At 59.2% G+C, this 20,068-nt stretch carries 17 protein-coding genes; 7 read left to right on the forward strand and 10 right to left on the reverse strand.

The window, feature by feature from the left end; all coding sequences use genetic code 11:
- Positions 1 to 4 precede the first annotated feature (4 nt).
- From rsmG to rpmH, 7 genes are all read right to left on the reverse strand, one after another.
- Positions 5 to 655 (reverse strand): 16S rRNA (guanine(527)-N(7))-methyltransferase RsmG, encoded by a 651-nt coding sequence (gene rsmG / locus ACYCCG_RS03490; protein ID WP_176682958.1) that lies wholly within the window; start codon positions 653 to 655, stop codon positions 5 to 7.
- Positions 652 to 2,544, reverse strand: a complete 1,893-nt coding sequence (mnmG, locus tag ACYCCG_RS03495; protein WP_176682959.1) for a tRNA uridine-5-carboxymethylaminomethyl(34) synthesis enzyme MnmG — start codon at positions 2,542 to 2,544, stop codon at positions 652 to 654. Before mnmG ends, rsmG begins: the two co-directional genes overlap by 4 nt.
- Positions 2,545 to 3,177: 633 nt before the next feature.
- Positions 3,178 to 4,548, reverse strand: a complete 1,371-nt coding sequence (gene mnmE / locus ACYCCG_RS03500; RefSeq protein WP_176682961.1) for a tRNA uridine-5-carboxymethylaminomethyl(34) synthesis GTPase MnmE — start codon at positions 4,546 to 4,548, stop codon at positions 3,178 to 3,180.
- Between the two features lie 87 nt (positions 4,549 to 4,635).
- A complete protein-coding gene (yidC, locus tag ACYCCG_RS03505; RefSeq protein ID WP_176682962.1) occupies positions 4,636 to 6,318 on the reverse strand; it encodes a membrane protein insertase YidC in 1,683 nt (560 codons plus the stop codon).
- A gap of 2 nt (positions 6,319 to 6,320) precedes the next feature.
- Positions 6,321 to 6,566, reverse strand: coding sequence for a membrane protein insertion efficiency factor YidD (yidD, locus tag ACYCCG_RS03510; RefSeq protein ID WP_003253169.1), 246 nt, complete (start codon positions 6,564 to 6,566; stop codon positions 6,321 to 6,323).
- On the reverse strand, positions 6,559 to 6,963 hold the full coding sequence (gene rnpA, locus ACYCCG_RS03515) for a ribonuclease P protein component (RefSeq protein ID WP_003253166.1): 405 nt from the start codon (positions 6,961 to 6,963) through the stop codon (positions 6,559 to 6,561). The genes yidD and rnpA overlap by 8 nt, the downstream gene beginning before the upstream one ends.
- Positions 6,964 to 6,976: 13 nt before the next feature.
- Positions 6,977 to 7,111 (reverse strand): 50S ribosomal protein L34, encoded by a 135-nt coding sequence (rpmH, locus tag ACYCCG_RS03520; RefSeq protein ID WP_003253163.1) that lies wholly within the window; start codon positions 7,109 to 7,111, stop codon positions 6,977 to 6,979.
- Between the two features lie 593 nt (positions 7,112 to 7,704).
- Between rpmH and dnaA the strand changes: the two genes are divergently transcribed.
- From dnaA to gyrB, 4 genes are read left to right on the forward strand one after another with little or no spacing between them, the layout of a single operon-like run.
- Positions 7,705 to 9,222 (forward strand): chromosomal replication initiator protein DnaA, encoded by a 1,518-nt coding sequence (dnaA, locus tag ACYCCG_RS03525; RefSeq protein ID WP_176682963.1) that lies wholly within the window; start codon positions 7,705 to 7,707, stop codon positions 9,220 to 9,222.
- Between the two features lie 40 nt (positions 9,223 to 9,262).
- Entirely contained in the window at positions 9,263 to 10,366 is a 1,104-nt protein-coding gene (gene dnaN, locus ACYCCG_RS03530) for a DNA polymerase III subunit beta (protein ID WP_021785316.1), read from the forward strand.
- Positions 10,367 to 10,381: 15 nt separating this feature from the next.
- Positions 10,382 to 11,485 (forward strand): DNA replication/repair protein RecF, encoded by a 1,104-nt coding sequence (gene recF / locus ACYCCG_RS03535; protein ID WP_011953076.1) that lies wholly within the window; start codon positions 10,382 to 10,384, stop codon positions 11,483 to 11,485.
- A gap of 4 nt (positions 11,486 to 11,489) precedes the next feature.
- Entirely contained in the window at positions 11,490 to 13,910 is a 2,421-nt protein-coding gene (gene gyrB / locus ACYCCG_RS03540; RefSeq protein ID WP_103469538.1) for a DNA topoisomerase (ATP-hydrolyzing) subunit B, read from the forward strand.
- A 64-nt stretch (positions 13,911 to 13,974) separates the two neighbouring features.
- Here gyrB and ACYCCG_RS03545 read toward each other — a convergent pair whose 3' ends face one another.
- Positions 13,975 to 14,382 carry an RcnB family protein gene (locus ACYCCG_RS03545; RefSeq protein WP_459669441.1) on the reverse strand — a complete coding sequence of 136 codons (408 nt, stop codon included), beginning with the start codon at positions 14,380 to 14,382 and terminating at the stop codon, positions 13,975 to 13,977.
- A 129-nt stretch (positions 14,383 to 14,511) separates the two neighbouring features.
- Positions 14,512 to 15,804 (reverse strand): sigma-54 interaction domain-containing protein, encoded by a 1,293-nt coding sequence (locus tag ACYCCG_RS03550; protein WP_459669442.1) that lies wholly within the window; start codon positions 15,802 to 15,804, stop codon positions 14,512 to 14,514.
- Between the two features lie 222 nt (positions 15,805 to 16,026).
- Here ACYCCG_RS03550 and ACYCCG_RS03555 point away from each other — a divergent pair, with 222 nt between their 5' ends.
- Genes ACYCCG_RS03555 through ACYCCG_RS03565 form a run of 3 tightly spaced genes read left to right on the forward strand, consistent with a single transcriptional unit; the run spans position 16,027 to position 19,035 of the window.
- Positions 16,027 to 16,911 (forward strand): MBL fold metallo-hydrolase, encoded by an 885-nt coding sequence (locus tag ACYCCG_RS03555; RefSeq protein WP_176682967.1) that lies wholly within the window; start codon positions 16,027 to 16,029, stop codon positions 16,909 to 16,911.
- A 40-nt stretch (positions 16,912 to 16,951) separates the two neighbouring features.
- Complete coding sequence (locus ACYCCG_RS03560; protein WP_459669444.1) at positions 16,952 to 18,220, forward strand: NAD(P)/FAD-dependent oxidoreductase; 1,269 nt, start codon at positions 16,952 to 16,954, stop codon at positions 18,218 to 18,220.
- Positions 18,217 to 19,035 (forward strand): TSUP family transporter, encoded by an 819-nt coding sequence (locus ACYCCG_RS03565; protein ID WP_176682969.1) that lies wholly within the window; start codon positions 18,217 to 18,219, stop codon positions 19,033 to 19,035. The genes ACYCCG_RS03560 and ACYCCG_RS03565 overlap by 4 nt, the downstream gene beginning before the upstream one ends.
- Here ACYCCG_RS03565 and ACYCCG_RS03570 read toward each other — a convergent pair.
- On the reverse strand, positions 19,024 to 19,911 hold the full coding sequence (locus ACYCCG_RS03570) for a LysR family transcriptional regulator (protein WP_021784548.1): 888 nt from the start codon (positions 19,909 to 19,911) through the stop codon (positions 19,024 to 19,026). The two genes, ACYCCG_RS03565 and ACYCCG_RS03570, sit on opposite strands and share 12 nt — an antisense overlap.
- Positions 19,912 to 20,068: the final 157 nt, after the last annotated feature.

Raw genomic sequence — 20,068 nt, forward strand, 5'->3', positions numbered from 1 at the left:
CCAGTCATGCCTTGCGGCGCAGTATCAGCAGATGGCGCTGGCCCTGGCAACCCGGAACGGTCAGGGCCTGTTCGCTTTCCACTGTGAAGTCTGCGGGCAATGCTACCAGTTCATCGGCAGGATGCAGCCCCTTCATTGCAAGCCATTGCGTCCCGGTGTCGCCCAAGTGGCGGGTCCAATTGGTGAAGTTCTCCATGCTGCTGAAGGCGCGGGAGATGATTCCGTCGAACGGTTGTGGCGGCTGGAAGGCCTCGACCCGGCTGTGGATAACCGTGAGGTTGTCCAGCTTGAGTTCCATTTTCACCTGTGTCAGGAAACGGGTCTTCTTGCCATTGGCGTCCAGCACGGTCACCCGCTTGTGCGGATGCAAAATTGCCAACGGGATCCCCGGCATGCCTCCACCGCTGCCGACGTCCAGCCAACTGTCACGTTCGCTGTGGATAAACGACATGACACTGAGGCTATCCAGGAGATGGCGTGAAACCATCTCGTCCGGGTCGCGCACGGCAGTCAGGTTGTACGCTTTGTTCCATTTGATCAGCAGGGCCAGGTAGCCGAGCAGCTTTTCGTGATGCTCGGCGCTCAGCTCGACTCCGAGTTTGCGCGCACCTGTGGACAACTCTTCAGCGTGTTGCGGGGTGACCAGGGAACTCAAGCGCTTTGCTCCAATTCGCGGCCAGCGCCGCGTTTTTTCAAGTGTATCAACAACAGGGAAATCGCCGCCGGGGTCACGCCAGGGATGCGCGAAGCCTGCCCCAAGGTTTCCGGACGGGTCTGGCCCAGCTTGCCCTGGATCTCCTTGGACAGGCCGGAGATCGTCGAGTAGTCGATATCCACAGGCAGGCGGGTGTCTTCGCTGGCACGCAGTCGGGCGATTTCATCCTGCTGGCGGTCGATGTAACCCGCGTATTTGGTGCGGATCTCGACCTGCTCGGCGACCTGCTGGTCGATCGCTTCACCACCGGTCGCCTCAATCAGGCCGGCGTAATCGATTTCCGGCCGCGCCAGCAGGTTGAGCAGGCTGTATTCGTGGCTAAGCGGTGTACCAAACTTATCCACAATCGCTTGGCCTTGCTCAGTGTTCGGGCGCACCCAGGTCGATTTCAGGCGCTGTTCCTCACGCTCGATACCGTCGCGCTTGGCACAGAACGCGGCCCAGCGCTGGTCATCGATCAGGCCCAGTTCACGGCCCTTTTCGGTCAGGCGCAGGTCGGCGTTGTCTTCGCGCAGGATCAGGCGGTACTCGGCGCGCGAAGTGAACATGCGGTACGGCTCCTGAGTACCCAGGGTAATCAAGTCGTCGACCAGCACACCGATGTAGGCTTCATCGCGGCGCGGGCACCAGCTGTCGCGACCTTGCGCACGCAGTGCAGCGTTGGTCCCGGCCAGCAGGCCTTGGGCACCGGCTTCTTCGTATCCGGTGGTGCCGTTGATCTGCCCGGCGAAGAACAGACCGCCGATGACTTTGGTCTCGAGGCTGTACTTGAGGTCACGGGGATCGAAGTAGTCGTACTCGATGGCATACCCGGGGCGCACGATGTGGGCGTTTTCCATGCCGCGGATCGAACGGACCAGCTCCAGTTGCACGTCGAACGGCAGCGAAGTGGAAATACCGTTGGGATACAGCTCATGGGTGTTCAAGCCTTCCGGCTCAATGAACACCTGGTGGCTTTCCTTGTCGGCGAAGCGGTGGATCTTGTCTTCGATCGACGGACAGTAACGCGGGCCGACACCTTCGATCACGCCCGAGTACATCGGTGAACGGTCGAGGTTCGAGGCAATGATCTCGTGGGTGCGCGCATTGGTGTGGGTAATCCAGCAGCTCACCTGACGCGGGTGCATTTCAGCATTGCCCATGAACGACATCACCGGGATCGGCGTATCGCCCGGCTGTTCGGTCATTACCGAGAAATCCACAGAGCGGCCGTCAATGCGTGGCGGGGTACCGGTTTTCAGACGGCCGACGCGCAGCGGCAGTTCACGCATGCGGTGGGCCAGGGCAATCGAAGGTGGATCACCGGCGCGACCACCGGAATGGTTTTGCAGACCAATGTGGATAAGGCCGCCGAGGAAGGTACCGGTAGTCAGTACCACCGATTCGGCAAAGAAACGCAGGCCCATCTGGGTCACCACGCCTTTGACCTGGTCCTGCTCGACGATCAGGTCGTCGCAGGACTGCTGGAATATCCACAGGTTTGGCTGGTTTTCCAGGATTTCACGCACCACTGCCTTGTAGATGGCGCGGTCGGCTTGTGCACGGGTGGCACGTACGGCCGGGCCCTTGCGGTTGTTCAGAACGCGGAACTGGATGCCGCTCTTGTCGGTGGCCAGCGCCATGGCGCCGCCGAGCGCATCGATCTCTTTGACCAGATGGCTTTTGCCAATACCGCCGATGGCGGGGTTGCAGCTCATGTGACCGAGGGTTTCCACGTTATGGGTCAGCAGCAGGGTTTTCACACCCATGCGTGCAGACGCAAGCGCAGCCTCGGTACCGGCATGGCCGCCGCCGATGACGATCACGTCAAAACGGGAAGGGAAATCCACCACGCACCTCGTGCCTGTTTTTGCGAATAGAGAAGGTAAGCGGACAAGTATAGGGACTTCACCCCCAGTAAAGAAACCGTCTGAGCAAATTTTGACCAGTCTGTGGATGAGTGGCAAACAACAGAAATCAGAGAGAAGAAATTTAAAAAGCTTTGTTTTTATGTTTATTCTTATGCACAACGATATCTGTGGATAAAGTCTCCTATCCCACGAATGACGCTATGTAGAGAGAAATTAAACCCTGTGTCTGGAGTGGCATGAGGGCTATGGATAACGCCATTTAGCCTGTGGATTAAATGGCTGTTTACCCACAGGCGGTTTTTTCCTCAGAAAAAAAGCCCGCTTATCAACTGAGCTGAAGGCGACTTTTCCACAGGGCTCCTGAGCACAGTTTTCAAGCCGGGCATGAAAAATTCATCGCGCTGGCGGGCAGACATGATCAGGTTGAAGCGGTCGAGCCCGCGAAAGGATGGGTACATCCGCAGAGATCTGGTGCTTGTAAGGGCTTCTTCGCGGGCCCGCCCGCTCACATGGGTGCTTGGGTCATCGGCCTGCATTCAGCTTCTGCAACGAATTTCAGGCAGAAAAAAGCCGCTCCCTAAGGAGCGGCGCTTGACCTTGCCAGGCTGTGGATTACTTGCCGATGCAGAAGCTGGAGAAAATCCGCCCAAGCAGGTCATCCGAGCTGAATGCTCCTGTGATTTCCCCCAGCGCATGCTGTGCCTGGCGTAAGTCCTCAGCCAGAAGCTCTCCTGCGCCCGCCAAGGTCAATTGTGCACGGCCGTGCTCCAGGTGCTCGCTGGCCTGGCGCAAGGCATCCAGATGGCGCCGGCGGGCGCTGAATCCACTCTCTGCAGTCTGTTCGTAACCCATACAGCCCTTCAGATGCTCACGGAGCAGTTGCAGCCCTGTGTCGTCGCCCTTGGCGCTGAGGGTAATGGTCACATGGCCGTCATCGCACTGTTCCAGCGCTACCCGCTCACCACTCAGGTCGGCCTTGTTGCGAATCAGCGTGACTTTGGCCGGATCCGGCCGCTGAGCGAGAAACTCAGGCCAGAGAGCGAACGGATCGCTGGCCTCGGGCGCAGTGGAGTCGACCACGAGCAGAACGCGGTCTGCCTCGCCAATTGCCTTCAGGGCACGTTCCACACCGATCTTTTCCACATGGTCATCGGTATCGCGCAAGCCGGCAGTATCGACAACGTGCAGCGGCATGCCGTCGATGTGGATATGTTCGCGCAGGATATCCCGCGTGGTACCGGCGATGTCCGTGACAATGGCTGCTTCCCGTCCGGCCAGCTGGTTCAGCAAGCTTGATTTACCGGCATTCGGCCGGCCGGCAATGACTACCGTCATGCCGTCGCGCAGCAAGGCGCCTTGCCCGGCCTCGCGCTGCACAGTGGATAACTCGCTGCGCACGGCATCAAGCATCGACAGCACGTGGCCATCGGCAAGGAAGTCGATCTCTTCCTCAGGAAAGTCGATCGCCGCCTCGACGTAAATACGCAGGGCAATCAACGCCTCGGTGAGGCTGTGCACACGCCTGGAGAATTCCCCTTGCAGCGAGCGCAGGGCGTTGCGCGCTGCCTGGCTGGAACTCGCCTCGATCAGGTCGGCGATGGCTTCGGCCTGAGCCAGGTCGAGCTTGTCGTTGAGGAAGGCGCGCTCGCTGAATTCGCCCGGGCGGGCCAGACGACAGCCGACTTGTACACAGCGCTGCAGCAGCATGTCCAGCACCACAGGACCGCCGTGACCCTGCAGTTCAAGCACGTCCTCGCCAGTGAACGAATTAGGCCCAGGAAAGAACAACGCAATCCCTTCGTCCAGCACCAGCCCGTCATCGTCGCGGAATGGGCCGTAATGGGCATGCCGCGGGGTCAGGGTGCGGCCGGTGATCAACAGGCCGGCCTTGGCAGCCAGAGGGCCGGACAACCTGACAATACCCACACCACCACGGCCCTGGGCCGTGGCGATGGCGGCGATGGTTTCACGCACAGTGTTCATGCTCGAAAGCCTCTACGACAAAACGACAGATAGCAAAAACGCCCCACTAGGGGGCGTTTTTTATTCACAGGCTAGCGTATTAGCCCGTCAAGCAGCAGCTTTTTTGGTAGCTGCTTCGATACGGCGAGTGATGTACCACTGCTGCGAAATCGACAGGCAGTTGTTCACAACCCAGTACAGCACCAGACCGGCAGGGAACCACAGGAAGAAGAAGGTGAAGATGATTGGCATCATTTTCATCACCTTGGCCTGCATCGGATCCGGCGGTGTCGGGTTCAGGCGCTGCTGGATGAACATGGTGGCGCCCATGATGATCGGCAGGATGAAGAACGGATCCTTGATCGACAGGTCGGTAATCCACAGTATCCATGGGGCCTGGCGCATTTCCACGCTTTCCAGCAATACCCAGTACAGGGCCAGGAATACCGGCATTTGCACCAGGATCGGCAGGCAGCCGCCCAGCGGGTTGATCTTCTCTTTCTTGTAAAGCTCCATCATCGCCTGGGACATCTTCTGGCGATCGTCACCGAAGCGTTCCTTGAGTGCGGCGAGCTTAGGTGCAACGGCACGCATACGGGCCATCGAGCGGTAGCTGGCAGCCGACAGCGGGAAGAACAGGCCTTTGATCAACATGGTCAGCACGATGATCGACCAGCCCCAGTTACCCAGCAGGCTGTGGATATGTTGCAGCAGCCAGAAGATCGGCTGGGCGATAAACCACAGGAAGCCGTAGTCGACGGTCAATTCCAGGCCTGGGGACAACTCTTTCAGCTTGGACTGGATCTTCGGGCCGGCGTACAGCATGGCGCTGGTTTCGACCTTGCCGCCAGCCGGTACGCTGATAACTGGGCCGGTGTAGCCGATGATGTAGTTGCCTTGGCTATCCTTGCGGGTCTGGACAACGTTGTTGTCCGACTTGGCTGGAATCCAGGCGGTCACGAAGTAGTGCTGCAGCCAGGCAACCCAGCCGCCGGACACATTTTCTTTCAAACTACCTTTGTCGATGTCCTTCATCGAGACCTTTTTGTAAGGCTCGGAAGCTGTCCACAGGGCGGCACCCAGGTAGGTAGCGGTACCGGTGGCAGTACTGGAGGACGGATCGCCGCTGGCATCACGCTTGAGCTGGGCAAACATGTTGCCGCTCCACGCCTGGCTGCTCTGGTTGTCGATCAGATAGCTGACATTCAGGTCGTACTCACCGCGCTTGAAGCTGAAACGCTTGATGTAGTTGACGCCGTTGTCACTGAACTTCAGATCTACCACCAGTTGTTCCTGGCCGTCGGCCAGCTGGTAGCTCTTCTGTTCGGCAGCATACAGGGGACGGCCGCTGGCGCGGGCATCCGGACCGTCGGTGCCGGTCAGACCGCTTTGTGCCAGGTAAACACGCTCACCACCGTTGTCGAACAACTGGAATGGAATGTTCGGGTGGTCTTGACGGCGTGGGTACTTCGGCAGGTTCAGCTGGACGATGTCACCACCGACCGGATCGATAGCCAGTTCCAGAACGTCGGTCTTGACTCGGATCAGGTCCTTGCTGAGTGCGACCGGTGCCAGTTCGGCAGGGCTCGATTCGGCGTTGGCGCTCGGTACATCGGCGCTGGCACCGTTGTTACCGGCCGGCACGCCATCGGGCAAGCCCGGAGCAACAGTGCTGGCAGCAGTATTCTGAGTCGGCAGGGCAGCCTGGCCGTAGTCATCGTTCCACTTCAGGACCATGACGTAGGACACGACTGCCAGCGCGGCGATCAGGATCGTGCGTTTAATATCCATGATTACTCGGCTATCGAAGAAGTTCGGGAGGAAGGAGCGGGTGGAACGGGGTCGAAACCGCCGTCATTCCACGGATGACAACGCCCCAGGCGACGAACGGCCAGCCACCCACCACGCCAGATGCCATGGTTTTCGATGGCTTCATACGCGTAACAGGAGCAACTGGGGAAAAACCGACAGTGATTGGCCATCAGAGGACTAATGGCGTAACGGTAAAACTGGATCGGAACGAGTGCCAGTTTACGCATCTTGGCTGTCTACCCCTGCGGAATTGGCGGTGACTGCTGGTGTCGGCCGGCTGCGTGCCAGGCGTTTCCAGAGCTTGCCAAAGTGTTGGTGCAATTCCGGGTTTTCTATCTCACCCAATCCCTTGCGCGCGACGATCACGATGTCCAGGCCAGCAAGCAATTGCTGGTTCAGACGAAAGGAATCGCGCATCAAGCGCTTGAGGCGGTTGCGTTGAACGGCGAGCTTGACACTCTTCTTGCCGATTACCAAGCCAAGGCGTGGGTGATCGAGGCCGTTCTCGCGAGCAAGGATCAGCAGGTTTTTCCCTGGAACCTTGCCGGTTGGGGAGTCGAAGACCGCTTTGAAGTGTCGGGGTGTAAGCAGTCGCTTTTCCCGACTGAAGTCCTGACTCACCACCTGTGCCGAAAAATCAAATGGCCAGACGCTTACGGCCTTTGGCACGACGACGCGACAGAACAGCACGGCCGTTCTTGGTAGCCATACGGGCACGGAAACCGTGGGTGCGGGCGCGCTTGATGGTGCTTGGTTGGAAAGTACGTTTCATGGCGTGTTACCTGGTTTGTCGACGACGGGCCGGGATGGCCCCCTTTTTAAGAGACCGGCGATTCTAGAGAAAGCAAGCCCATAGGTCAATTTCCAACCAGTCATTCCATATAGAGCTGTGATGGACGGTGCCTCTTGGTTCGTGCCAAAGGGTGCTTGATCGGACACACGAATCGGGGACAACATGAAAAAAAAGAAGAGACATATAAAAAGCTTTTCTGAAGAACTTATAAATCTTAGGTGGATAACCTTCTGTGGATAACCATCGCTAGGCCATGATTTACGTGATGTACAGAGTTTTACAACTTTGTTCTGAACCGGTGCTGCGACTGTTCCCATCGTGGGCGAAAGCTGTGGATGAAAATGCAGTTTATCCACAGCGAAGTTATCAACAGGCTGGTGCCCAGGGTTGTGCATAGACCTCATGGTCCGTTATCCACAGGTCTTATTCACAGAGGCAGAAAGCCGTTTTGGTCGATAAATGGCTGTTTTGTCATGGTTCCTAACGTGTCCACATGTGGATAACTGAACGCTCGACCGGTACAATGGCGGTTTGTTTTTGCCTCATCCGGCTTTCAAACTCAGGGGATATCCGTGTCAGTGGAACTTTGGCAGCAGTGCGTGGAGCTTCTGCGCGATGAACTGCCTGCCCAGCAATTCAACACCTGGATCCGTCCGCTACAGGTCGAAGCCGAAGGCGACGAGTTGCGCGTCTATGCGCCTAACCGTTTCGTTCTCGATTGGGTCAATGAAAAGTACCTGGGTCGCTTGCTCGAGCTGTTGGGGGAGAACGGTAGCGGCATTGCACCTGCCCTTTCCTTATTAATAGGTAGCCGCCGCAGCTCGGCCCCAAGGGCTGCGCCCAACGCGCCGGTCAGCGCTGCCGTTGCGGCTTCGCTGGCGCAGACCCAGGCACACAAGGCGGCCCCGGCAGCAGCGGTTGAACCCGTTGCCGTGGCCGCGGCCGAGCCTGTACTGGTCGAGACGTCTTCGCGTGACAGCTTTGATGCCATGGCAGAGCCCGCTGCGGCGCCGCCCAGTGGTGGTCGGGCTGAACAGCGCACCGTGCAGGTTGAAGGTGCGCTCAAGCACACCAGTTACCTGAACCGGACCTTTACCTTTGACACTTTCGTCGAAGGCAAGTCGAACCAGCTCGCCCGCGCGGCTGCCTGGCAGGTTGCGGACAATCCCAAGCATGGCTACAACCCACTGTTCCTTTACGGCGGCGTGGGTTTGGGTAAAACCCACCTTATGCATGCTGTGGGTAACCATCTGCTGAAGAAGAACCCGAACGCCAAGGTGGTGTACCTGCATTCGGAGCGTTTCGTCGCGGACATGGTCAAAGCGTTGCAGCTCAATGCCATCAACGAATTCAAGCGCTTCTACCGCTCGGTGGACGCGTTGTTGATCGACGATATCCAGTTTTTCGCTCGCAAAGAGCGCTCGCAGGAAGAGTTTTTCCACACCTTCAACGCCTTGCTTGAGGGTGGCCAGCAGGTAATTCTTACCTCTGACCGCTATCCCAAGGAAATCGAAGGCCTGGAAGAGCGTCTGAAGTCGCGCTTTGGTTGGGGGCTGACGGTGGCTGTCGAGCCGCCAGAGCTGGAGACCCGCGTAGCAATCCTCATGAAAAAGGCCGACCAGGCCAAAGTCGAGCTCCCGCATGACGCAGCCTTTTTCATCGCTCAGCGCATCCGATCCAACGTCCGTGAGCTGGAAGGTGCACTGAAGCGGGTTATCGCTCACTCGCACTTCATGGGGCGTGACATCACCATCGAGCTGATTCGTGAATCGCTCAAGGATCTGTTGGCGCTGCAAGACAAACTGGTCAGTGTGGATAACATTCAGCGTACCGTCGCTGAGTACTACAAGATCAAGATCTCCGATCTGTTGTCCAAGCGTCGTTCGCGTTCTGTCGCGCGCCCGCGTCAGGTAGCCATGGCCCTGTCCAAGGAGTTGACCAACCACAGTCTGCCGGAAATCGGCGACATGTTCGGTGGTCGCGACCATACGACCGTGCTGCACGCCTGCCGCAAAATCAATGAACTGAAGGAATCCGACGCGGACATCCGCGAGGACTACAAGAACCTGCTGCGGACGCTGACGACCTGATGGCCGTCTGCGCAGCTAATTGAAGGCAAGGGACTAGACCATGCATTTCACCATTCAACGCGAAGCCCTGTTGAAACCCCTGCAACTGGTCGCCGGTGTCGTCGAGCGCCGTCAGACCTTGCCGGTCCTGTCCAACGTATTGCTGGTCGTACAAGGCCAGCAACTGTCGTTGACCGGTACCGACCTGGAAGTCGAACTCGTAGGCCGCGTGCAACTGGATGAGCCGGCCGAGCCTGGCGAAATCACTGTTCCGGCGCGCAAGCTGATGGACATCTGCAAAAGCCTGCCTAACGACGCCCTGATCGATATCAAGGTCGATGAGCAGAAACTGTTGGTAAAGGCCGGCCGCAGCCGCTTCACCCTGTCGACCCTGCCTGCCAACGACTTCCCGACTGTGGAAGAAGGCCCGGGTTCGCTGACCTGTAACCTGGAGCAGAGCAAGCTGCGCCGCCTGATCGAGCGAACCAGCTTCGCCATGGCCCAGCAGGATGTGCGCTACTACCTTAACGGCATGCTGCTTGAGGTTTCCCGCAACACGTTGCGCGCCGTATCCACTGACGGTCACCGCTTGGCGCTTTGCTCGATGAGCGCGCCGATCGAGCAGGAGGATCGACACCAGGTCATCGTGCCGCGTAAAGGTATCCTGGAGTTGGCGCGCCTGCTGACAGACCCAGAAGGCATGGTCAGCATCGTGCTGGGTCAGCATCACATTCGCGCCACTACTGGCGAGTTCACCTTTACCTCCAAGCTGGTGGACGGCAAATTCCCGGACTACGAGCGCGTACTGCCCAAAGGCGGTGACAAGCTGGTTGTCGGAGACCGCCAGGCGCTGCGTGAAGCCTTCAGCCGTACTGCGATTCTCTCCAACGAGAAGTACCGTGGTATTCGCCTGCAACTGGCTGCCGGACAACTGAAGATCCAGGCTAATAACCCCGAGCAGGAAGAAGCTGAAGAAGAAATCAGCGTGGACTACGAAGGTAGCTCGCTGGAAATTGGTTTCAACGTCAGCTACTTGCTGGACGTGCTGGGCGTGATGACTACTGAGCAAGTTCGTCTGATCCTGTCCGACTCAAACAGCAGTGCGCTGCTGCAGGAAGCTGGCAATGACGATTCTTCCTACGTTGTCATGCCGATGCGCCTGTAACCTGTAGCAGGCGAAATGTCCCTTCGACGTATCATGGTCACCGCGGTGCGCAACTTGCACCCGGTGACACTCTTACCCTCCCCCCGCATCAACATCCTTTACGGCTCCAACGGTAGCGGCAAGACCAGCGTGCTCGAAGCCGTGCATTTGCTCGGCCTGGCCCGTTCATTTCGCAGCACCCGCCTGAATCCGGTTATTCAGTACGAACAAGCTGCCTGTACGGTGTTCGGCGAGGTGCAGCTGACGGAGGGTGGCACGAGCAACCTAGGAGTGTCCCGTGAGCGACAAGGGGAGTTCACTATCCGCATCGATGGGCAGAATGCGCGCAGCGCCGCGCAATTGGCTGAGTTACTGCCGCTGCAGCTCATCAACCCAGACAGCTTCCGGCTGCTTGAAGGTGCCCCCAAAATACGCCGCCAGTTTCTGGATTGGGGGGTGTTCCACGTGGAACCTCGTTTTCTGCCAGCCTGGCAACGCCTTCAGAAGGCGCTGCGGCAGCGGAACTCATGGTTGCGTCATGGTACACTTGACCCAGCTTCGCAAGCCGCCTGGGACCGGGAATTGTGCCTGGCTAGCGCGGAAATAGATGAATACCGTCGCAACTACATCAAGGCCTTGAAGCCCGTCTTCGAGCGAACCCTGAGCGAACTGGTCGAGCTGGACGGGTTGACCCTAAGCTACTACCGAGGCTGGGACAAGGACCGCGAACTGCAAGAAGTACTCGCCTCCTCTCTCCTTCGCGATCAGCAGATGGGCCATACCCAAGCCGGTCCGCAGCGTGCTGATCTGCGTTTGCGGTTGGCTGGCAACAACGCAGCCGACATCCTTTCGCGTGGTCAGCAAAAGTTGGTGGTGTGCGCATTGCGCATTGCCCAAGGCCATCTCGTTAGTCAGGCTCGCCGCGGTCACTGTATTTATCTCGTGGATGACTTGCCGTCCGAACTGGATGACCAGCATCGCCGCGCACTGTGCCGCTTGCTTGAAGAATTACGCTGCCAGGTGTTCATCACCTGTGTAGATCACGAATTACTGAGGGAAGGCTGGCAGACGGAAACGCCAGTTGCTTTGTTCCACGTGGAACAAGGCCGTATCACCCAGACCCACGACCATCGGGAGTGAAGGCATGAGCGAAAATCAAACGTACGACTCCTCCAGCATCAAGGTGCTGAAAGGTTTGGATGCCGTACGCAAGCGTCCCGGCATGTACATTGGCGACACCGATGATGGTAGTGGCCTGCACCACATGGTCTTCGAGGTGGTCGACAACTCGATCGACGAAGCCCTCGCCGGTCACTGCGATGACATCACTGTCATCATCCACCCGGACGAATCTATCAGTGTGCGCGACAACGGGCGCGGCATTCCGGTCGATGTGCATAAGGAAGAAGGCGTTTCCGCAGCCGAGGTCATCATGACTGTGCTGCACGCCGGCGGTAAGTTCGACGACAACTCCTACAAAGTATCCGGCGGTCTGCACGGTGTAGGTGTGTCGGTTGTGAACGCCCTGTCCGAAAAGCTGGTTCTGACCGTTCGCCGTAGCGGCAAGATCTGGGAACAGACTTACGTTCACGGTGTTCCACAAGCACCTATGGCGGTTGTTGGTGACAGTGAAACCACGGGTACCCACATCCACTTCAAGCCATCGGCTGAAACCTTCAAGAACATTCACTTCAGCTGGGACATCCTGGCCAAGCGTATCCGCGAACTGTCGTTCCTCAACTCGGGCGTCGGCATTCTGCTGAAGGATGAGCGCAGCGGTAAGGAAGAGTTCTTCAAGTACGAAGGCGGCCTGCGTGCGTTCGTCGAGTACTTGAACACCAACAAGACGCCGGTCAACTCTCAGGTTTTCCACTTCAACGTTCAGCGTGACGATGGCGTGGGTGTTGAAGTCGCCCTGCAATGGAACGACAGCTTCAACGAAAACCTGCTGTGCTTCACCAACAACATTCCGCAACGTGATGGCGGTACCCACCTGGTGGGTTTCCGTTCCTCGCTGACCCGTAGCCTTAACAACTACATCGAGCAGGAAGGCCTGGCCAAGAAGAACAAGGTGGCAACCACTGGCGACGACGCCCGTGAAGGCCTGACCGCGATCATCTCGGTAAAGGTACCGGATCCGAAGTTCAGCTCGCAGACCAAAGACAAGCTGGTCTCCTCGGAGGTGAAAACCGCCGTGGAACAGGAGATGAACAAGTTCTTCGCCGATTTCCTGTTGGAAAACCCGAACGAGGCCAAGGCCGTCGTTGGCAAGATGATCGACGCTGCTCGCGCCCGTGAAGCTGCACGTAAAGCTCGTGAGATGACCCGTCGTAAAGGTGCGCTGGATATCGCTGGCCTGCCGGGCAAACTGGCGGACTGCCAAGAGAAGGATCCTGCCCTCTCCGAACTGTACCTGGTGGAGGGTGACTCTGCGGGTGGCTCGGCCAAGCAAGGCCGCAACCGTCGTACCCAGGCGATCTTGCCGCTGAAGGGTAAAATCCTCAACGTCGAGAAAGCGCGCTTCGACAAGATGATTTCTTCCCAGGAAGTGGGCACGCTGATCACCGCGCTGGGCTGTGGTATCGGCCGCGAAGAGTACAACATCGATAAACTGCGTTATCACAACATCATCATCATGACCGATGCTGACGTTGACGGTTCGCACATCCGTACGCTGCTGCTGACCTTCTTCTTCCGTCAGCTGCCGGAGCTGGTCGAGCGTGGCTACATCTATATTGCCCAGCCACCGCTGTACAAGGTGAAGAGAGGCAAGCAGGAGCAGTACATCAAGGACGATGAGGCCATGGAAGAGTACATGACCCAGTCGGCTCTGGAAGATGCCAGCCTGCACCTGGACGAATCCGCGCCAGCAGTTTCTGGTGTGCAGCTGGAAGCGCTGGTGAATGAGTTCCGTAGTGTCATGAAGACCCTCAAGCGCCTGTCGCGCTTGTACCCGGAAGAGCTGACTGAGCACTTCGTCTACCTGCCGGAGGTGACTCTGGAGCAGTTGGGCGACCACGCTGTGATGCAGGCCTGGCTGGCCCAGTTCCAGGCGCGTCTGAACTCCAATCAGAAGTCTGGCTTGGCTTACAACGCCAGCCTGCGTGAAGACAAAGAGCGCAACGTATGGCTGCCTGAAGTGGAGATCACCTCCCATGGCTTAGCCAGCTACATCACGTTCAACCGCGACTTCTTCGGCAGCAATGACTACCGTACCGTAGTCAACATTGGTGCCAAGCTGTCGAGCCTGTTGGGTGAAGGTGCGTACGTACAGCGCGGTGAACGTCGCAAGGCAATCGTCGAGTTCAAAGAGGGCCTGGATTGGCTGATGAACGAGACCACCAAGCGCCATACGATTCAGCGATACAAAGGGCTGGGTGAGATGAACCCGGACCAGCTGTGGGAAACCACCATGGACCCGACCGTTCGCCGCATGCTCAAGGTCACGATCGAAGATGCCATTGCTGCTGACCAGATCTTCAACACCCTGATGGGTGATGCGGTCGAGCCGCGTCGTGACTTCATCGAAAGTAACGCGCTGTCGGTCTCGAACCTGGACTTCTGATCAGGTGTAAGTCGCCAGACACTAAGAAGCCCGCTGATGCGGGCTTTTTAGTGTCTGCAAAAAATCAGTAGCCGGTGAGAATGTTCACGATCACACCGCTGGCAATAGCCACCAGCACATAGTCGCCATTCACATACAGCCAGCGATGATTACGAGGTGGCGCATACAGGTGGCGCGCTTTCCAGTCGGTTACCCAGTAACGGTCACCACGGTAATGTGGATCAACGGCATGACCACGGTGCCACTGCTTATGAGGTATCGGCATGCCGTGCTGTGGACGGAAGTTTGGATCTCGGTAAGCAGGACCGCGGCCGTTGTCATGGCGGCCCTGCTGGTGCGGCTGAGCATGTGGCGGTTTGCCTTGGTGCGATCGGCTGCCATCATGTCGATCAGGTGGGCCAGGCTGCGCGAAGCTGGCCAGCGGTACGCTGAGTATGAGCGCGGCGCAGATCACGGTTAGGGTTTTCTTCATTTGATGCGGTCCTCTGCGTGTTATCGCCTGGCACGTATTGATTGCCAGATTCGGTTAACTGATCAGACCACGATTTTTCCCTTGTAATGTCAGGACGCAGGTAAAGGTCCGGTAAAGTCTGCCTTTCTTTCAGTGCAGCCCGAGCGCTTTCAAGCGGCGATACAGCGTGCGTTCACTCATGCCTAGGTGGCTGGCCAGTTCGCTACGCGACCCCTTGAACTGCTCCAGCGCCTGCGCCAATTCACCCAGGTCATTGCGACGGCCGCTTCCTTTAGCTGCGCCAGCCAGTCCGGTGTCTTCCGGCAAATGCTCCGGTCTGATCACACCGTCATCGGCAAACAAACGCGCGCGTTCCAGAATGTTGCGCAGCTCGCGGATATTGCCCGGAAACGGATGCAACGCAAGTTGCTGCAAGGCGTCTTCACTCAGCCTGGGCGTCGGCTGGCCGGCCATGCGCTGCAGCAGGCTCTGGGCGAGTAGCGGTAGATCTTCCACCCGTTCACGTAACGCAGGCAGACGAATCGGGAAGCCGCTGATGCGGTAGTAAAGGTCTTCACGGAAAGAGCCATCCGCGACCATTTTCTTGAGCGGTTTGTGGGTGGCCGATATCAGGCGGAAATCCGAATGCACAGTGCGCAGGCTGCCCACGGGACGGAAACTGCCGGACTCGATCAGGCGCAGCAGCTTCACCTGCATCGCCAGCGGCACTTCACCGATTTCGTCGAGGAACAGGGTGCCGCCATGGGCCGCCTCGGCCAAGCCTATCTTGCGCTGATTCGCTCCGGTGAACGCGCCCTTCTCATAGCCGAATAATTCACTCTCGAACAACGACTCGGTCAGGCCGGTGCAGTCGACCACTACCAGCGGGCCGTTGGCCCTGGGGCTGCCCATGTGCACTGCACGGGCGAACAGCTCCTTACCGGTCCCCGACTCCCCCTGCAACAACACCGGGATCTGCGCCGGTGCCGCACGCTGCAGGCTGGCCAGCGCGGCCTTGAAGGTTGGCGCGCGGCCGACCAACCCTTGCTCCTGAGGCTGCGCCGAGGCGAGGGTGATGGTGGTGAGGCGTTCGACAAAGGCCACTACCTTGCCCTGTTCATCCAGGATCGGCCGCAATTCGACATCCACATGCTCAGGGCCGCGTGGTGTGTGATGAATGTGCAATACCCGCTCCGGTACCTTGCTGTCCCACGCTTTGCGCATCGGGCAATGTTCGCCAGCCTGGTCGCACGGCACAGCGTAGTGATGCGAAACCCTGTGGCACTTCTCGCCCAGTGGGGCCTGATCATGCCGGCCAAACTGACGGCGATAGGCCGCATTGGCGGCGAGGATGTTGTAGTCGGTGTCCAACACGATGGTCGGGAGGGCATCGTGCTCAAGGTAGGAAACCAGAGCTAGGATGAGGGGATGGGCTTCAGGCATGACGGCACCGTATGGATGACCGATGCAGGGTAACAAGGACTGCCAAACACTGCCATTGGCTGTCAGTCGACTGCCACCTGGGCTGTCAGTTTTATCGGCAGCTGTCTGCAACTGGCCGGTTTTATTGGCCAGTGAGTGGCAAAAAGCCTGGCATGCATCTTGATAAAGCTCCTGTCACTGCCTACGCCTGTACAAGGCGGGGCGGATAAATTGGAGAACGTGATGATCATCGGCAACAACCTTCACGTGGACGCCTTTTACGACGAGGCGACCTCGACCATCAGCTACCTGGTCATGGACCGTGAAACCCGACAATGCGCATTGATCGACAGTGTGCTGGATTACGACCCCAAGTCCGGACGCACCTGCAGCGCTTCGGCTGATCGCCTGATCGAGCGTGTGAACGAGCTGAATGCCAGTGTGCGGTGGGTGCTGGAAACCCATGTACACGCCGACCATCTTTCAGCCGCTGCCTATCTGAAGGAAAAGCTGGGCGGCCATACCGCTATCGGCGCGCACATTACCCAGGTGCAGAAAGTGTTTGGCGCCTTGTTCAACGCAGAGCCCGGCTTCGCCCGAGATGGCAGCCAGTTCGATGTGCTGCTCGAAGACGAGGAAGGCTTCCGGATTGGCAACCTGCAGGCTCGGGCGCTGCACACACCTGGGCACACACCCGCGTGCATGAGTTTCATGATCGAGGATGCCGGCGAGATCGCGGTATTCGTTGGAGACACCTTGTTCATGCCCGACTATGGCACCGCCCGCTGCGACTTTCCCGGGGCCGATGCCCGCACCTTGTACCGCTCAATCCGTCGCCTGCTGGCCTTCCCCGACCAGACTCGGTTGTTCATGTGCCACGACTACCTGCCGGGTGGCCGCGACATGCAGTACGTCACTACTGTCGCCGAGCAACGTGCCCACAATATTCACATCCATCAGGGTATCGATGAGGACAGCTTCGTAGCCATGCGCGAGGCCCGCGACAAGACGCTCGAAATGCCCGTGCTCATCCTGCCTTCGGTGCAGGTGAACATGCGTAGCGGCCAACTGCCCCCACCGGAGGAGAACGGTGTGAGCTATCTGAAGATCCCGCTGAACAAGCTGTAACCGCCCTGCCCTCATAATCAGATTTCCAGGATTTGCCGCCATGCCTGCCTTGTTGTCCCCTGCCAATACCGACCACCACAAGGTGGTCATCGTCGGTGCCGGTGCCGCCGGTATCGCCACTGCTTCCAGTCTGATCAGCCGCGACCCATCGTTGGACGTCGCCTTGATCGACCCTGCCGAAGTGCACTACTACCAACCCGGCTGGACCATGGTCGGCGCCGGTGTGTTCAAGGCCCCAAGCACTGCCCGCACCATGGCGTCGACCATTCCTCGCGGTGTTCGCTGGATCAAGGCGCGGGTACAGAGATTCGACCCGTTGGGTCAACTGGTCATCCTCGATGATGGTCGCACCATCAGCTATGAACAGCTGATCGTCTGCCCCGGCCTCAAGCTGGACTGGGCAGCCATCGATGGGCTTAGCGAGACCCTGGGCCGCAACGGTGTCACCTCCAACTATCGCTACGACCTGGCGCCCTATACCTGGGAACTGGTGCAGAAGCTCAAGCAAGGACGCGCGGTGTTCAGCCAGCCGCCCATGCCGATCAAGTGCGCCGGTGCACCACAGAAGGCGCTGTATCTGTCTTGCGACCACTGGCTGCGCCATGGTCATTTGGGGGCGGTGAAAGCCAGCTTCTACAATGCGGGTGCCGTACTGTTCGGTGTCGCCGACTACGTGCCCGCGCTGATGAAGTACATCGAAAAATACGCCGTCGACCTCAACTTCTCCCACCGGCTAGTTGCCGTAGACGGCCCGGGCAAGCGCGCTACATTCCTGCGTACCTTGCCCGATGGCAGCAGCGAAACGCGGATCGAGGCCTTCGACATGCTGCACGTGGTACCACCACAGGTGGCGCCAGACTTCATTCGCGAAAGCCCCTTGGCCGATAGCTCCGGCTGGGTCGACGTCGATCCGCATACCCTGCGCCATCGCAAATACACCAACGTTCATGCCCTGGGTGACGTGGCTAACACCAGCAACGCCAAGACCGCCGCGGCGGCCCGCAAGCAGGCACCGGTGGTCGCCAACAATGTGCTGGTGGCACTGGGCAGGCTGGCAACCCTGGCCCAGTACGACGGCTATGGCTCGTGCCCACTTACCGTTGAGCGCGGCAAGATCGTCTTGGCCGAGTTCACCTATGGCGGCAAACTGGCACCGAGCTTCCCCAATTGGTTGCTGGATGGCCGCAAGCCAACACGCTTGGCCTGGCTGCTCAAAGCACAGGCGCTACCACCGTTGTACTGGCAAGGCATGCTCAAGGGGCGCGAGTGGTTGGCACGCCCGCAACTGGTAGCCGAGGGTGGGCAGTGATCGAGCATCAACTGTTAGGAGCGGGCCTGGGCGCAATCATCGGCGCGGTGCTGGCACTGACCGGCGCAGGCGGTGGCATTCTCGCTGTACCTTTGCTGGTGTTCGGCCTGGGGCTATCGATGGTCGAGGCGGCACCGGTCGGCCTGTTGGCTGTTGGTTTGGCTGCGGCGGTTGGCGCAGTGCTGGGCTTGCGACAAGGGCTGGTGCGTTATCGGGCCGCGCTGTTCATTGCGTTGGTTGGTGTGGCAGCAGCGCCGTTCGGGCTGATGCTGGCGCACCGCCTGCCGAATACACCGTTGCAGTTGGCGTTCGCCGGGGTGCTGGTTTATGCCTGCCTGCGCATCTGGCGCAAGGCGGCCAAAGAACTGCGTGGCGAAGCCCATGACGCCCATCGCTTTATCGAGCCGTGTGTGCTGAACCCTCTGCAGGGGCGTTTGCGCTGGACCCTGCCCTGCGCGCGCGCACTGGCATTCACGGGGGCCCTGTCCGGGTTGTTGTCCGGTCTGCTCGGCGTGGGTGGGGGGTTCGTCATTATCCCGGCCCTGAACCGCTACACCAACCTGCGCATGGCAAGCATCGTCTCCACCTCGCTGGCGGTGATTGCCTTGGTCTCTACCGGCAGTGTGGTCAGCGCCAGCCTTGCAGGCGTCATGCACTGGCAGGTTGGCGCCCCGTTTGCCGTCGGCGCGGTGCTCGGCCTGCTGCTGGCGCGACCCTTGGCAGCCAGGTTGGCCGGGCCGCGCCTGCAGCAGATGTTTGCCGTGGCAGGTTGGGTCGCTGCCCTGTTGTTGGCGGGCAAGGCGCTACTGGGCTAGCAGCTCGCTCTGTTCGGCCGCGCACAACGCCAGCAGGTAGTCCCACACCACCCGCAGGCGCACAGACTTGTGCAGCTCGCGGCGGGTGCAGATCCAGTAGCTGCGCTGGATGGTCTCACCCGGCAGCACGCGCACCAGTGTCGGGTCGTGGCGCGCCATGTAATTGGGCAGCACGGCGATGCCCAGCCCTGCGCGGGCAGCGGCTTGCTGGGCGATCACGCTGGTGCTGCGAAACACCACGTTGGGTGCTCGGCAGAAACTGTTGAGAAACAGCAGTTCCTGGCTGAACAGCAAATCGTCGACGTAGCCGATCCAGCTGTGCCGGGCCAGGTCTTCGCGGTGGCGCAATGGCGGCGCGCGGTCCAGGTAGTCCTGGCTGGCGTATAGCGCCAAGCGGTAGTCGGTGAGTTTGCGGGTGATCAGCAGATCGGCGTTGGGCCGCTCCAGATGGATGCTGATTTCTGCCTCGCGGTTGAGGATGCTGACGAAACGCGGCACCGCCACCAACTCCACTTCCAGGCCGGGGTAGCGCTCGAACAACGCGTTCATGCGCGGGGTGAAGAACATGATGCCGATGCCTTCGGTCACCCCCAGGCGAATCTTGCCCAGCGGGGTGATGGCCTGGGTGATTTCTTCCTGCGCCAGCAGGGCGACGTTTTCCATGGCTTCGGCATGCTTGAGCAGGGCTTGGCCCGAGGGGGTCAGCTCGTAACCCTGGGCATGCTGCACGAACAGCGCGGTTCCCAGGCTCTGCTCGATGCTCTCGATATGCCGGGCCACGGTGCTGTGGGTCGTGTTCAGGCGCTTGGCGGCAGTCAGCAGGCGGCCGCTGCGCTGCAACTCGAGGAAAAACCGCAGATCGTTCCAGTCGAACATGCTTGTCCTTTTTGGCAGTTCGTTCCGGCCTCTTCGCGGGCAGTCCAGGTGCGCTGAACATCCTGAAGGCAACGTGGTCCCGTTGGGAGCGGGAGCGCCCGCGAAGAGGTCGGTACAGGCTTGCCACTGTGCTAAAACGCACAGCGGCTGCGCGAAA

Source organism: Pseudomonas sp. VEM90, assembly GCF_054611535.1.